We start from the raw sequence: 13,079 nt of genomic DNA, 5'->3' as shown, positions 1-13,079 counted from the left end.
CCGCACCCGACGAGGCACCACAAACCGCTGTCGCATCCTTGACGCGCATCCCGCTCCCCCTGTTTGATCGACCACATCCGCACGATCCAGGCGGGGAGGGTGCCGCGAGATGTCCACCAATACAAGCAAATACGGCGACCGGATGTCTGCCGCGCACGCGGAGTCGCCCGCTCCCGTAGCGCAGCTGGCGACACTGGAGAAGGCCTACCTAAGCGCCGCCTACTGCCTGGAGATCGAGGGCAGCAGCCGAGTTCTGTACATCGACCAGCCCGCGGAGGATGTCACGACCTGGATGGCCGAGCGGGACATGCAGCGCCTGGTCCTGTTCACCGCCTGCAACCCGGGCAGCCGCCCGAGCACCGAGGGTGAAAACATCCAACGCCAGCGCCGGCTGGAGCAGACCGTGGCCGAGCACGGCCTGCGCGCATGGCCTGCCCGCAATCGCGACCCGCGCGGCCAGTGGCCGGACGAACCGGGCCTGGCCATCGCGGACCTGCCCGACGACCTGCTGGCGCGCTGGCTGGAGGCCTTCGGCCAGAACGCAGCCGTGCTGCTGGAACCGCCGGCTCGGCCCCGGCTGGTATGGCACCCGGGGCTAGGAAGGTAGCGTGCCTCCTACAGCGGCAGGCGACCGCCGGAAGCGACCACGATCGTCACCAGACCGATGACGGTGTTGATCCCGACCAGGATGCGGATCTGCCCCAGCCGGCGCAGGCCTTCCTCGGTATCGTTTGCCGCAATGGCCTTGCGCATGCGCCGATAAGGGGCGAAGAACACATGGGCGAAGATCGCCATCATGATCAGGCCCAGCAGCAGCATGGTGTGCACGCTGGGATGCACATCACCCATGCCGCCGAACACCCCGAAGATCAGGTAGAAGCCGGTCACCAGGATCACCAGGACCGAGGCCCAGACCCAGGGGAAGAAGCGCGCGAACACACCCTCCCAGAGCTTCAGCCGCGCCGGCCCCTCGAGCTGCTGCCCGGCCACCGGGCGCAGGAACATGTAGGCGAAGAACATACCGCCCACCCAGATCACCACGGCCAGTACATGCAGCACGTTTGCCAGTGCGTATCCCGTCATTGCCTGCTTCCTTTTGTCGTTACGGATGTGGCCCGCAGTGTAGCCGTCCGCGTGCACGGCTGCCGAGCCCCCCAACCGCACACGCGTGCGGATTGATCAGTAGAATGGCGGGTCCGCATGCAGCAATCGCGGCCCTATCAAGATTCAACCCGGCAGTACAAGGAGTCCACATGTCGCGCGAGATCATCCAGACCGAAAACGCCCCGGCCGCCATCGGCCCCTACTCGCAGGCCGTGCGTACCGGCGACACCCTGTACCTGTCCGGCCAGATCCCGCTGGACCCGGCCACCATGGAACTGGTCGACGGCGGCATCGAGGACCAGATCCGCCAGGTGTTCGCCAACCTCCAGGCTGTCCTGGAGGCGGCGGGAGCCAGCACCGCCGATATCGCCAAACTGAACATCTTCCTGATCGACCTGGCTCACTTCCCGCTTGTGAACAAGATCATGAGCGAAGTCTTCAACGAGCCCTACCCGGCACGTGCCGCGATCGGCGTGGCCGCCCTGCCCAAGGGCGCCCAGGTGGAAATGGACGCCATCGCCTGGTGCCCGCGCGACTGATCGCGCTGCGCGAACCCAACCGGTGGAGCTGCAGGTCCCGCTGACCGCGCTGAAGGGTGTCGGCCCGGCGGTGGCGGAAAGACTGGAGCGTCTGGGTCTGGAGCAGGCCGGGGACCTGCTGTTCCATCTGCCCCTGCGCTTCGAGGATCGCACGCGCCTGACGCCGATTGCCGCGCTGCGTCCGGGGCTGGCTGCACTGTTCGAGGGGCACGTCACCCACTCCGAGGTAGTCCACCGCCGCCGGCGCATGCTGGTGGTCACCCTGGCCGACGGCCAGGCCCAGGTCCTGCTGCGGTTCTTTCACTTCGGGGCCAACCAGCAGCGCCGCCTGAGCCCCGGCACGTGCATCCGCGCCTTCGGCGAGCCCCGCGGCATGCCCGGCGCACTGGAGTGCGTGCACCCGGAGATCCAGACCGTGGGCGATAGCCCGCCGGCGATGGAGTCGCACCTGACCCCGATCTACCCGACCACCGAGGGTGTGTCGCAAAAGCTGCTGCGCCAGCTGGTCGCGCACGCCCTCCCGGGGATGCAGGCCCTGCCCGACCTGCTTCCGGAACTGCCCCGGCAGGGCCTGCCTGGCCTGCATAGCGCCCTCGAGCAGCTCCATCACCCACCGGCGCAGGCCGACGCACTGGCCGCCCTGGACACCCCGGAGAACCGCAGCCCGGCGCGCACACGGCTGGCCCTGGAAGAGCTCTGCGCCCACCAACTCGCGCGCATGCAGCAGAGCCGGATGCCCGCGGACACACGCAGCGCCCCGGTCATCCAGCCCCCGGGGGCGCTGTGGCAACAACTGCGCGGGCAGCTCCCCTTCGAACCCACCGGCGCACAGGAGCGTGTTACCGCAGAGATCCTGGCCGACCTCGCGCGCCCGCAGCCGATGAATCGTCTGGTCCAGGGCGATGTCGGCTCCGGCAAGACCCTGGTCGCGGTCGCAGCCGCGCTGGCGGCGGTAGAGGCCGGCTATCAGGTGGCGTTCATGGCCCCGACCGAACTACTCGCCCGCCAGCACGGGCGCAATCTTGCCCAGTGGATGGAACCACTGGGCGTCGCGATCGCCTGGCTGGGCGGGCGCCAGACGGCCAGCGAGCGCGGCCAACTGCTCGCGGAACTGGCCAGCGGGCAGCGCCAGGTCGCGATCGGGACCCACGCCCTGTTCCAGGAGGAGGTGCGGTTTCATCATCTGGGGCTCGCAATCATCGACGAGCAGCACCGCTTCGGCGTGCACCAGCGCATGGCCCTGCGCGACAAGGGCAACGGCCGGATGCCGCATCAGCTGATCATGACCGCCACCCCGATCCCGCGCACCCTGGCCATGGCCCTGTACGCGGAACTGGCCAGTTCGGTCATCGACGAACGCCCGCCCGGGCGCACCCCGGTACGCACCGCGCTGATCAGCCACGAGCGCCGTGACGAGGTCATCGAACGCATCCGCGCCGCCTGCGGCTCCGGCACCCAGGCCTACTGGGTCTGCCCGCTGGTGGAGGAATCGGAACAACTGGAGGCGGAATCGGCCGAGGCCACCGCCGAACGCCTGCGCGAGGCGTTGCCGGAGCTGACCATCGGACTGGCCCACGGACGCATGAAGGGACCCGAGCGCGATGCGGTGATGGAGCGCTTCCGCGCGGGCGCGATCGACCTGCTGGTGGCGACTACCGTGATCGAGGTCGGCGTCGACGTCCCCAACGCCAGCCTGATGATCATCGAGAATGCCGAACGCATGGGGCTGTCGCAGCTGCACCAGCTGCGCGGCCGGGTCGGGCGCGGCAGTGCCGCCTCGGCCTGCGTGCTGCTTTACCGTCCGCCACTGGGCGATACCGCACGCGAGCGCCTCGAGGCGATGCGCCGCACCGACGACGGCTTCGAGATTGCGGAGGTGGATCTCAAGCTGCGCGGTCCGGGCGAACTGCTGGGCACGCGCCAGACTGGCGATCGCAGCTTCCGCGTCGCCGACTGGTCACGCGACCAGGACCTGCTCGACGAGGCCACCACCCTTGCCGCACGCATCGAGAAGGACCCGGCGCGCGCCGCCGCCTTGATCGAGCGCTGGCTGGGCACCGCCACCCGCTACGCGACCGTGGGATAGCCCAAAAACGAAGGGCGAATCCACCACGAAGCGCACGAGGAAGGTCGTAAGCTTTCCACCACAGAGTTGGCGCCCCGTCCGGGGACGACGCGCTATCGCGCAGGAAACAGCGGGTGTTGACGACCTCCATCGGATCTTTTGAAGCGCATCGGAAAGGCCACGATCGTTTTGCAGCGGGTCGGATGCGGATGAGCTATGCGAATCGCATCGGCCTCGCGGAATGGTCCGGCCCCGATGCGTTTCGCATAGCTCAACACATCCTACCCGTTGAAGGTCTCGCTTTTGACTTTCTTCGTGTCTTCGTGCGCTTCGTGGCTAAGGCCATCAGGGTCTTAGCAGCGGGCCCTCGACGGCGTCGCGGGCCTCGCGGCCGGCGAGCTGTTCGATCAGGGTCAGGGCGAAGTCCATCGCGGCACCCGGGCCACGGCCGGTGATCAGGCGCCCGTCGATCTCCACCGGGGCGCCGGTGGACGGGATTCCCGCCTCGTCCAGCGCGCCGGTGAAGGCCGTCACGGTGCGGCCCTCCAGCAGCCCGGCCTCGGCCAGCGCCTTGGGCCCAGCGCAGATCGCGGCCAAGTGGCCATCGCGTTCGGCCTGCGCCCGCAGCAAACCCTGCACCCGGGCGTCGTCGCGCAGGTGATTGGCGCCGGGCAGGCCACCCGGCAGGACGATCAGGTCAAAGGACCGATCCAGCACCTGATCAACCGTGGTATCCGGCTGGATGACGGTGCCCCGCGAACAGGTCACCGGCCCGGGCTCTAGCCCGGCCACGGTGACCTCGAATTGCGCCCGGCGCAGCAGGTCGATGATCGTGACCGCCTCCAGTTCCTCGGCCCCGGCGGCCAGGGGCACCAGTACGTTCGGCATCAATCCTCCCTGTCCACCGCGCTCAGCGGCGGTTGTAGAAGTTCAGGCCCTTCAGGAGATTCAGCGCCTCGTTCATACCGTAATCGCGCTCGGCCAACGTCTCGCCATTGTCTTCATCCGCATCCACAGATTCCGGCAGACCGTCACGGCCCATGCGGGCACCGCCATTTTCGCTGTCGGAGCGCTGCACCACGAGCTGCTGCAGGCGGATGTCCGGGTCAATCCCGTCCTCGTTGATGGCACGGCCATCAGGCGTGAAGTAACGCGCGGTGGTCAGCTTGATCCCGGTGTTCTGGGTCAGCGGCAGGATGGTTTGCACCGAACCCTTGCCGAAGGTGTTCTGACCCATAACCACGGCCCGCCTGTGGTCCTGCAGCGCACCCGCCACGATCTCGGAGGCGGAGGCAGAACCGCGATTGACGAGGACGACCATCGGCGCGCCCTTGAGAACATCCCCCGGCGAGGCCTGGTAGCGGAACTGCGAATCCTCCAGCCGACCTTCGGTGTAGACGATCAGGCCTTCTTCGAGGAAGGCGTCCGAGACGCCCACAGCGCCCGTCAGGATGCCGCCGGGGTTGTTGCGCAGGTCCAGCACGAGCCCCTGCAGCTCGCCCTGTTCCTGCAGGTCTTCGATTGCCCGCACCAGGTCGCGTGCCGTGCGCTGCTGGAAATTGCTGATGCGTACGTAGCCGAAGCCGTCCTCCAGGATCTCGGAGCGCACGCTCTGCACCTGGATCACGTCGCGGGTGATGGTGATTTCTTTCGGGCGGTCCTCGCCATCACGCAGGATGGTCAAGGTGATGTCCGAGCCTTTCTCGCCGCGCATCTTGGCGACCGCGTCGGACAGGGACATACCCTTCACCGATTCGCCATCCAGGCGAATGATCAGGTCACCGGCCTCGACCCCGGCACGGCTGGCCGGGGTGTCATCGATCGGCGCGATGACCTTGACGAAGCCGTCTTCCATGCCAACCTCGATGCCCAGACCGCCAAACTCGCCGGAGGTCCCGACCTGCATGTCCTCGAAGTCCTGTTCGTCCAGATAGGCCGAATGCTGGTCAAGGCCGGACAGCATCCCCTGGATCGCATTGTCCAGGAGATCCTTGTCTTCGACCTCGGTAACGTAATTGCGCTTGATGCGCATGTATACGTCAGTGAAGCGCTGCAGATCTTCTACTGGCAAAGCGGATTGCGCGCCATTGTCGCGGTCGGCGTAGACGGCCACCGAAACACTCAGCATGACCCCGACAACCAGTCCGACGATCAGGGAGTATCCGGTGCGACAAGACTTGCTCATTACCTTTCCTCGTTCACTTGAGGTGATTCGTGTGAAGATGGTAGCACCCGCAATGTGACGGCTGCCTGAATGCACGCCACCGATCGGCCTTTTGCCGGGGCATGGGCGCATTCCATCTTTTTCCCTCTACTGAGAGGGCCACCAGCTTTCGGGGTTCAATGGCCCGCCGTTGTGACGGATCTCGAAGTAAAGCCCGGGCGCGATCGCCTCGCTGCCCTCGCCCGCCACGGCCAGTTGCTCGCCGGCGCCCACGGTCTCGCCTTCCGCCACCAGGATCTCCTCTACATTGGAGTAGAGCGTCAGGTAGCGCTCCCCATGATCAACGATCACCAGGAAGCCGTAACCCTGCATCCAGTCGGCGTAGACCACCCGGCCGAAGTGCACCGCGCGTACCGCAGTGCCGTTATCGACCTCCAGCACGGCGCCGCGCCAGCGTGAACGCAGGCGGCTACCACGGGACTCGTTGAAACTGCGAATCACGCGGCCTTCGGCCGGACGCGGGAGTTCGCCCTCCAATTCCACGAAGCCGACGTCCGGCCGTTCGGGGGTGGCCTCGCGGGGTGCCGCGGCACGCGCCGCGCTGCGTGCCTCGACCTCCTCGATCACCGCCTCCAGGGTTTCGGCATTGCGCGCCAGGCGCTCCAGTTCCAGCGACTCGTCCTCGATCGCCGCCTCCAGCTCCGCCATCGCCTGGCGCTGGTGCGCCTCCTCGCGCTCCAGATCCGAGACCGCCGCGCGGGCCTGCTCTTCCCGTTCTGCCAGCACCGCCCGCTCCCGCGCGAGTTCCTCGCGCGCCGTCTCCAGCGCCTCGATACGGTCGCGCAACACGACCAGGGCCTGCTCGCGCGCCTCGCGGATGCGCGCGGCAAACGCGGCCTGATGGCGGTGCTCCGCGGCCTGACCGTCGCTGCGTCCGGGATGGCGTTCGCGCTGCCACTGATCGCGCACCAGGCGGGCCGCGGCGCGGCGTTCTGCCTCCAGCTGCGCCCGGGCCTCGTCCACACGGTCCTCCTGGTCGGCGACCACCGCCTCCTGACGCGAACGCGCCCGCGCCAGCTCGCGCAGCTCCTGGCGCGAGGCCTCGGTCCCGCGAGCGGCCTCCGCGAGCAGCCCTTCCAGCTGCTGCAGGGCCGCGTAGCGCTCTTCCTGGCTGCGCTCCAGGTCCTGGATGGCCTCGCGCGTCTCGCGCAGCTCCGCCTCCGGTTCCAGCGCCACGGCGCTGACCGGCAACAGAAGACAGAGCAACACACCGCACCTCAAAAGGGCGCGTGAAACGCTTGGATGACTCAAGATTGCGCAAATTCGCATATCGGGGTACGTTTAGGTTCTTATATTCTGACCCAGTTGCGAGGGCCTTCCCTCGCAAGCAAGAGAGGCATGCCGTGAGCAACGAAACGGTTGAAGACGAAATGTACGTCGAAGACGGTTTGATGTCCCAGGACGAAGACATCGAGCGGGCCTCGCGCTCGCTCAAGGCCATGTCCCACCCGCTGCGTCTGAAGATCCTCTGCATTCTCGGCGATCGCGAAATCAGCGTACAGGAAATCGTCGATCAGGTCGGGACGTCGCAGAGCAACATCTCGCAGCATCTCGGCATCCTGCGCGACAAGGGCATCCTTGCCACGCGCAAGGACGCCAACCGGGTCTACTACCGGGTGGGGGACTCCCGGACCCTGCGCCTGATCGGTATGATGCAGGACGTTTTCTGCAGTTCCTGACACCCACCCCTCCGATCCGGTCTCCCGAATGCTTGAACGCCTGCCCGAATTTCTCGCCAACCACCCCATCCTGACCGGCGCCCTGCTGGCGGTGATCGGGATGATCCTGTTCGTCGAACTGCGACGCCTGAACCGCAAGTATCGCTCGCTCTCCCCGGTCGAGGCGGTGCGCGTGATCAACCAGGACGACGCCCTGGTGCTGGATGTGCGCGAGGACAACGAAGTCGCCTCCGGGCGCATCGGCGGCGCCAAGCATATCCCGCTCGGCAGCCTGAAAAAGCGCATGGGCGACATCGAGAAATACAAGGACAAGCCGGTGGTGGTGTACTGCCGCAGCGGCAACCGCTCCGCTAGCGCCGCGCAGCAACTGACCGCGGCCGGGTTCGAGGACGTAGTCAACCTGCAGGGCGGCATCCAGGCCTGGCAATCGGCCAACATGCCCATCAAGAAGAAGTAATGCAGTTCGAGGTCTACTCCAGCGGGCGCTGTCCATTCTGCCTGCTCGCGCGGCGCCTGCTCAATCAGCGTGGCTACCCGTTCGCGGAGTATGCCGTCGACCGCGAACCCGGTCTGCGCGCGGAGATGGAACAGCGCGCCGCCGGCCGCAGCTCGGTCCCGCAGATCTTTCTCGGCGATACGCACATCGGCGGCTTCGACGAACTGCAGGCGATGGACAGTAACGGCGAACTGGCGCGCCTGGCCAGCGAGGCCGGCCTCGAAGCCCCGACCGACAACGCCTCCGGATAACACGCGCCGCCGCCGGCAACGGGCGGCAAACGGGATCGCCCAGGCGACCCCGAAAAACACCGCTCACCCCCCTTACAATGCCCCGATTCCAGACGACTGCGAGACAACATCATGACTGAAGAGAAGAATTCCCCGAAGAGCGGCAACGGCGCGGCCCAGGCCGAACAGAGTGACCGGCCCGACTTCTCCATCCAGAAGGTCTTCATCAAGGACCTGTCCTTCGAGTCGCCGGAATCCCCCGAGGTATTCATGCGCGAGTGGAAGGGCGAGACCAACATCCAGCTGAACACCAACGCACGTCCGATCGACGAGGCCGCCGGCGCCTTCGAGGTGGAACTGGGCCTGACCGTGACCACCGAATCCGACGGCAAGACCGCCTATCTGGTCGAAATCAAGCAGGCCGGCGTGTTCATCCTGCGCAACTTTGCCGAGGATCAGCGCAACCACCTGCTGGGTGCCTACTGCCCCAACGTGCTGTTCCCGTTCGCCCGCGAAACGGTGGCCGACCTGGTACTGAAGGGCGGCTTCCCGCAGCTCCTGCTACAGCCGGTCAACTTCGAGTCGCTGTATGCCCAGCACCTGCAGGAACAGAAGCAGCAAGCCGGCGGCGACCCGGCCGAGCCCACGCAACAGGCCTGACGCGAGGCGCAACCGATGCGTATCGCGGTCCTCGGAGGCGGCTGCTGGGGCACGGCGCTGGCGGTGCATGCGGCCCGCCTGCATGCCGACGTCGCCCTGTGGGTGCGCAACGACGCCACGGCCCGGCAACTGGAACGCGAGCGCGAGAACGCCCGCTACCTTCCCGGTCTGCGCCTCCCGGACAACCTGCGCGTCAGCGCCGACCCGGCGACCATCGAGGGCCGCGACCTGGTCCTGATCGCAGTCCCCTCCGGCGCCTTCCGCGAAACCCTGCGCTGGATCGCCCCGCGCCTCGCACGCGACCAGGTGGTCGCCTGGGCCACCAAGGGCCTGGAGACGGCAACCGGGGCCTGGCTGCACGAGATTGCCGAACAGGAACTGGGGCCCGAGCGCCCGCCCGCTCTGATCTCCGGGCCCTCCTTCGCCGCCGAGGTGGCGCAGGAGCAGCCGACCGCGCTGTCCGTGGCCTCCAGCGACGAGGGCCACATGGACTGCCTGGTTACGGCCCTGCACGGGCGCTCGCTGCGCCTGTACCGCAATACGGACGTGATCGGCGTGGAACTGGGCGGCGCGCTGAAGAACGTGCTCGCGGTGGCCACCGGTATTGCCGACGGCGCCGGGTTCGGGGCCAATGCGCGCGCCGCACTGATGACCCGCGGGCTGGCCGAGATCCAGCGCTTCGGCGCGGCGGTCGGCGCCCGTCCGACCACCCTCACCGGCCTCTCCGGACTGGGGGACATGATCCTCACCTGCACCGACAACCAGTCGCGCAACCGGCGTCTGGGCCGGATGCTGGGCGAAGGCCTGGATCTCGACACCGCCCGCGCGCGGGTGGGACAGTCGGTGGAGGGCGTAGAGACCGCCCGGGTCGCTGTGGCGCGGGCGAAAGCACTGGAAGTGGACATGCCGATCTGCGCCGAGGTGCACGCGGTGCTCTATCAGGGCCGCCCGGTGCACGACACTGTGCGCCGGCTGCTGGAACGCGACGCCACCCGCGAAGAGGACTGAAGCCGCGTCCGCAAAAGCCCCGCGCGACACCCGCACAATCGCCCGTACGCTCCGGTCGGACTACCGTGGCCCTCACACGCGAACGCAACGGAGAACCGCATGAGCAAGGCCTGGAAGGAACTGGACCTGGAAGGTGGCGGCCTGCAGGCGGTCAACGCCCGCCTCGCTCGCGAGATGCGCACCCGCCCTGCGGCCTACGCTGCGTGGATCCTGTTCCCGCTCGGGCTGCATCGCTTCTACCTGCACGAGCCGCTGGGCGGCGCCGGCTTCCTGGCACTCAGTGCGGCCACCCTGGCCCTCGCCGGATTTGGCCCCGCCGCCTGGTGGTTGCTACCGCTGATTATTGGCGTGTCATGGGCGCTGGTGGACCTGTGGTGGATTGACCGCCGAGTGACCGACTACAACAAGGAGCTACGCAAGCAGCTCTTCCTGCGCAAGGGCCACAAGCCACCGCAGGACTACCGTGGCCGCTACACCAGCGACGAAGACGCCCGCCGCGAACTGGACGAATACCAGCAGATCAAGGAAGCCGAAAAGCCCGGGCAATCAGGCCTGGCCGGTCGCAACGACCCGGCCCGCGACGCCGGCGGCAAGCGCCGCATGCCCAGCTTCAACGAACAGGAAGCCATGCTGCGCCAGATGCGCAAGGACAAAAACAAAGGCGACGGGAACAACTGACCGCCGCCTTCGCAAGATCACCGAGGTTGCGCCGCCCCCGGTTGCGGCCACGCCCGACGGCATGGCCCGTGGCGCTCAGTTCTCGCCGGGGCGCCACACGCCACTGGCATCCTGCGGCGGCGGGGCGGTCTGCTTGCGGCTCTCGACGTCCACGAACACCGACTCGGTAAATTCGGAGAGCTGCTTGAGGTACTCCTTGCGCTCGTTCACCGACTCCGGCATCTGCGCGACCATGAACCCGGTGATCGCGCTCAGGTACTGCACGGCCACGATGGGTTGCTGCGCCTTCGGGTCCACCTCGGTCAGCAGATCCTGGACCTTCTGAATCAACTCGCCGGACAACTGCAGGGTATCGCTCATGGGGTTCCTCTCGCGGTTCGTGAAATCGTTGCGCACAGGCTACGGCAAGCCCCGCCACCCCGAAAGTGAACGCAAGATGCGCGGGCCTTTCCCTCCCTGGTGTGTTCAACACGAAGCGCGCGAAGGCTCGAAGAAGGTAAGTTCAAGAGCGATTTGAACCACAGAGGGCACGGAGAAAATCAGGGTTGAAGGGCAAGGCGAATCGAACGGCGCCTTCGCCACCCAGGCGTTACCGCGTTCCTTTCTTTTCTCTGTGCCTTCTGTGGTGCAAAGGCTTTTGACCTTCTTCGTGTGCTTCGTGGTGAAAAACTGGGACCGTCAGGAGCGACGAGGGTCGTCGTCTTCGTCACGGGCCTCGGGGGCATCGTCGTCCATATCAAAGTCCTCGTGGACGCGATCCGGCGGAATTGTCCACGGCTCGCTGGGTGCGACCGTATGCTCGCCCGGGCGTGGGGCATAGCGCTCGTCTTCCAGGGCACGCATCAGGCCCACCACCATCATCAGCATCACCAGCGAGAACGGCAGCGCGGCCAGGATGACTGCGTTCTGCAGGACCTCCAGCCCGCCGGCCAGCAGTAGCACGCCGGTCACCAGCCCGATCATCGCGCCCCACAGGATCAGGTGAATCGCCCGGTGTTCGGTGGACCCATGGGCCAGCAGGGTGTTGATGACCACGATGCCGGCATTGGCCGAGGTCAACAGGTAGGTCGCGATCAGCACCGTAATCAGGACGGCCCCGCTCTTCGCGATCAACCAGGGTTCCAGGGTCTCCATGGTGGCGAAGGTCGCCATGGTCAGATCCTCCGCCACCTGATCGGCAATGTTTGCGATGCCCTCGACCTCGGCGTGCAGGGCCGTACCGCCCAGCAGTGCGAGCCAGAAGAAGGTGATCAGGGTCGGCACCAACAGCACCCCCGTGACGAATTCGCGCAGGGTACGCCCGCGCGAGATGCGCGCGATGAACAGCCCGACGAACGGCGCCCAGGCCAGCCACCAGCCCCAGTAGAAGACCGTCCAGTCGGAGTGCCACTCGTCCAGGTGGTGAGCATGGGTGTACAGCGACAGCCCCAGCAGGTTCTGCATGTAACTGCCACTGGACTGCACCACCAAAGCCAGCAAGTACTGGGTTGGACCCCATACCAGCAGTAGCCCAAGCAGAGCGACACTGAGCCACAGGTTGGCCTGGCTGACCCGCTGCACCCCGGCCTGCATCCCGGCCACCACCGACACGATCGCAGTCACCGTCAGCAGCGCCGTCAGCAGCAGGAGACCGCGATCCCCTTCCAGCGAGAGGCCCACGGTATGCGCCAACCCGGCCTCCAGCTGCTGGATACCCAGCCCCAGGGTCGTTGCGATCCCGAAGACCGTGGCCACGATGGCGAGCAGATCCACCAGATCGCCCGGCCAGGTATGACTGTACTTGCCGATCAGCGGGTGCAGGGCCGAGCGCAGCGCCAGCGGCTGGCCCTTGCGGAAGCTGAAATAGGCCAGGATCAGTGCCAGCAGCGCGAACACACCCCAGGCATTCAGCCCCCAGTGGAAATACGTCAGCACCATCGACATGTCGGCGGCGGCCGCCTGGTTGCCGTTCTCGGCCAGAAACGGGTTGCCGCCGTAATGCGACAGCGGCTCGGCCACCGCCCAGAACAGCAACCCCACGCCCATGCCGGCGGCGAACAGCATCGACAGCCACGACAGCGTGGTGAACTCGGGCACTTCGTCGTCACGTCCCAGGCGCACATCCTTGTAGCGCCCCACCCCGAGCCAGATCACCATGACCAGGAAGAAGGCCATGATCACCACGTAATACCATTCCAGCAGCGGCGTCACGAAGGCCCGCGCATCCCCCACCACCGCGCCCAGCTGCTCGGTTCGATAAACCCCCAGCAGGGCGACGATCACCACGAGGATCAGCGCCAGCGGCGCAACACGCGGGTTCAGCCCCTTGAACGGGCCGCGGGTGGCAACGTTGTACATCTCGCGTCCTTTCGCTTGCGCGATGGATGTATTTCAGGACCGGACCTTTGCCGATCCAT

14 protein-coding genes and 1 pseudogene are annotated in these 13,079 nt (G+C 66.7%); 9 read left to right on the top strand and 6 right to left on the bottom strand.

Annotated features, from left to right (window positions below; translation table 11 throughout):
- Positions 1-109: 109 nt before the first annotated feature.
- On the top strand, positions 110-607 hold the full coding sequence (locus F792_RS0101515; protein WP_018168100.1) for a DUF3293 domain-containing protein: 498 nt from the start codon (positions 110-112) through the stop codon (positions 605-607).
- An 8-nt stretch (positions 608-615) separates the two neighbouring features.
- Here F792_RS0101515 and F792_RS0101510 read toward each other — a convergent pair whose 3' ends face one another.
- Positions 616-1,083 carry a CopD family protein gene (locus tag F792_RS0101510; RefSeq protein ID WP_018144117.1) on the bottom strand — a complete coding sequence of 156 codons (468 nt, stop codon included), beginning with the start codon at positions 1,081-1,083 and terminating at the stop codon, positions 616-618.
- A gap of 170 nt (positions 1,084-1,253) precedes the next feature.
- Between F792_RS0101510 and F792_RS0101505 the strand changes: the two genes are divergently transcribed.
- Together F792_RS0101505 and recG are read left to right on the top strand one after the other, a co-directional pair.
- On the top strand, positions 1,254-1,643 hold the full coding sequence (locus F792_RS0101505; protein ID WP_018168099.1) for a RidA family protein: 390 nt from the start codon (positions 1,254-1,256) through the stop codon (positions 1,641-1,643).
- Positions 1,636-3,729, top strand: a pseudogene (recG, locus tag F792_RS0101500) (ATP-dependent DNA helicase RecG); the annotation flags it as partial. The gene F792_RS0101505 and the pseudogene recG, both read left to right, overlap by 8 nt.
- Before the next feature lie 324 nt (positions 3,730-4,053).
- On the opposite strand, the gene F792_RS0101495 reads toward recG, so the two are convergent.
- The 3 genes from F792_RS0101495 to F792_RS0101485 all read right to left on the bottom strand — a co-directional run bounded on the left by F792_RS0101495 (position 4,054) and on the right by F792_RS0101485 (position 7,201).
- A complete protein-coding gene (locus tag F792_RS0101495; RefSeq protein WP_018168097.1) occupies positions 4,054-4,596 on the bottom strand; it encodes a DJ-1 family glyoxalase III in 543 nt (180 codons plus the stop codon).
- 22 nt (positions 4,597-4,618) lie between these two features.
- Positions 4,619-5,893: a S41 family peptidase gene (locus F792_RS0101490; protein ID WP_018168096.1), complete on the bottom strand. Its 1,275-nt coding sequence runs from the start codon at positions 5,891-5,893 to the stop codon at positions 4,619-4,621.
- 126 nt (positions 5,894-6,019) lie between these two features.
- The gene (locus tag F792_RS0101485; protein ID WP_038084196.1) at positions 6,020-7,201 is read right to left on the bottom strand and encodes a murein hydrolase activator EnvC; all 1,182 of its coding nucleotides are present in this window, start codon (positions 7,199-7,201) and stop codon (positions 6,020-6,022) included.
- Between the two features lie 74 nt (positions 7,202-7,275).
- Between F792_RS0101485 and F792_RS0101480 the strand changes: the two genes are divergently transcribed.
- From F792_RS0101480 to F792_RS0101455, 6 genes are all read left to right on the top strand, one after another.
- Positions 7,276-7,611: a helix-turn-helix transcriptional regulator gene (locus F792_RS0101480; RefSeq protein ID WP_026182005.1), complete on the top strand. Its 336-nt coding sequence runs from the start codon at positions 7,276-7,278 to the stop codon at positions 7,609-7,611.
- A 28-nt stretch (positions 7,612-7,639) separates the two neighbouring features.
- Positions 7,640-8,068: a rhodanese-like domain-containing protein gene (locus F792_RS0101475; protein ID WP_018144124.1), complete on the top strand. Its 429-nt coding sequence runs from the start codon at positions 7,640-7,642 to the stop codon at positions 8,066-8,068.
- Positions 8,068-8,358, top strand: coding sequence for a glutaredoxin 3 (gene grxC / locus F792_RS0101470; RefSeq protein ID WP_018168094.1), 291 nt, complete (start codon positions 8,068-8,070; stop codon positions 8,356-8,358). Before F792_RS0101475 ends, grxC begins: the two co-directional genes overlap by 1 nt.
- A gap of 111 nt (positions 8,359-8,469) precedes the next feature.
- Complete coding sequence (gene secB / locus F792_RS0101465; RefSeq protein ID WP_018168093.1) at positions 8,470-8,997, top strand: protein-export chaperone SecB; 528 nt, start codon at positions 8,470-8,472, stop codon at positions 8,995-8,997.
- 15 nt (positions 8,998-9,012) lie between these two features.
- Positions 9,013-10,005 carry an NAD(P)H-dependent glycerol-3-phosphate dehydrogenase gene (locus F792_RS0101460; protein WP_018168092.1) on the top strand — a complete coding sequence of 331 codons (993 nt, stop codon included), beginning with the start codon at positions 9,013-9,015 and terminating at the stop codon, positions 10,003-10,005.
- Between the two features lie 99 nt (positions 10,006-10,104).
- On the top strand, positions 10,105-10,683 hold the full coding sequence (locus F792_RS0101455; RefSeq protein WP_018168091.1) for a hypothetical protein: 579 nt from the start codon (positions 10,105-10,107) through the stop codon (positions 10,681-10,683).
- Between the two features lie 75 nt (positions 10,684-10,758).
- Here the strand turns inward: F792_RS0101455 and F792_RS0101450 are convergent, their stop codons facing one another.
- Together F792_RS0101450 and F792_RS0101445 are read right to left on the bottom strand one after the other, a co-directional pair.
- A complete protein-coding gene (locus F792_RS0101450) occupies positions 10,759-11,043 on the bottom strand; it encodes a hypothetical protein (protein ID WP_018168090.1) in 285 nt (94 codons plus the stop codon).
- Positions 11,044-11,361: 318 nt separating this feature from the next.
- Positions 11,362-13,020, bottom strand: coding sequence for a BCCT family transporter (locus F792_RS0101445; protein WP_018168089.1), 1,659 nt, complete (start codon positions 13,018-13,020; stop codon positions 11,362-11,364).
- Positions 13,021-13,079: the final 59 nt, after the last annotated feature.

The organism is Thioalkalivibrio sp. ALMg9 (assembly GCF_000380625.1).
GTDB classification, from domain to species: Bacteria; Pseudomonadota; Gammaproteobacteria; order Ectothiorhodospirales; family Ectothiorhodospiraceae; genus Thioalkalivibrio; species Thioalkalivibrio versutus.
The sequence above is the reverse complement of the archived record's forward strand: the minus strand, read 5'-3'. Positions and strand labels throughout refer to the sequence as shown.

Bases quoted from the DNA above. Each gene is read 5' to 3' on its own strand.
- F792_RS0101515 (WP_018168100.1), top strand. From the start codon at position 110: ATGTCCACCAATACAAGCAAATACGGCGACCGGATGTCTGCCGCGCAC.
- F792_RS0101510 (WP_018144117.1), bottom strand. From the start codon at position 1,083: ATGACGGGATACGCACTGGCAAACGTGCTGCATGTACTGGCCGTGGTG.
- F792_RS0101505 (WP_018168099.1), top strand. From the start codon at position 1,254: ATGTCGCGCGAGATCATCCAGACCGAAAACGCCCCGGCCGCCATCGGC.
- F792_RS0101495 (WP_018168097.1), bottom strand. From the start codon at position 4,596: ATGCCGAACGTACTGGTGCCCCTGGCCGCCGGGGCCGAGGAACTGGAG.
- F792_RS0101490 (WP_018168096.1), bottom strand. From the start codon at position 5,893: ATGAGCAAGTCTTGTCGCACCGGATACTCCCTGATCGTCGGACTGGTT.
- F792_RS0101485 (WP_038084196.1), bottom strand. From the start codon at position 7,201: ATGCGAATTTGCGCAATCTTGAGTCATCCAAGCGTTTCACGCGCCCTT.
- F792_RS0101475 (WP_018144124.1), top strand. From the start codon at position 7,640: ATGCTTGAACGCCTGCCCGAATTTCTCGCCAACCACCCCATCCTGACC.
- grxC (WP_018168094.1), top strand. From the start codon at position 8,068: ATGCAGTTCGAGGTCTACTCCAGCGGGCGCTGTCCATTCTGCCTGCTC.
- secB (WP_018168093.1), top strand. From the start codon at position 8,470: ATGACTGAAGAGAAGAATTCCCCGAAGAGCGGCAACGGCGCGGCCCAG.
- F792_RS0101460 (WP_018168092.1), top strand. From the start codon at position 9,013: ATGCGTATCGCGGTCCTCGGAGGCGGCTGCTGGGGCACGGCGCTGGCG.
- F792_RS0101455 (WP_018168091.1), top strand. From the start codon at position 10,105: ATGAGCAAGGCCTGGAAGGAACTGGACCTGGAAGGTGGCGGCCTGCAG.
- F792_RS0101450 (WP_018168090.1), bottom strand. From the start codon at position 11,043: ATGAGCGATACCCTGCAGTTGTCCGGCGAGTTGATTCAGAAGGTCCAG.
- F792_RS0101445 (WP_018168089.1), bottom strand. From the start codon at position 13,020: ATGTACAACGTTGCCACCCGCGGCCCGTTCAAGGGGCTGAACCCGCGT.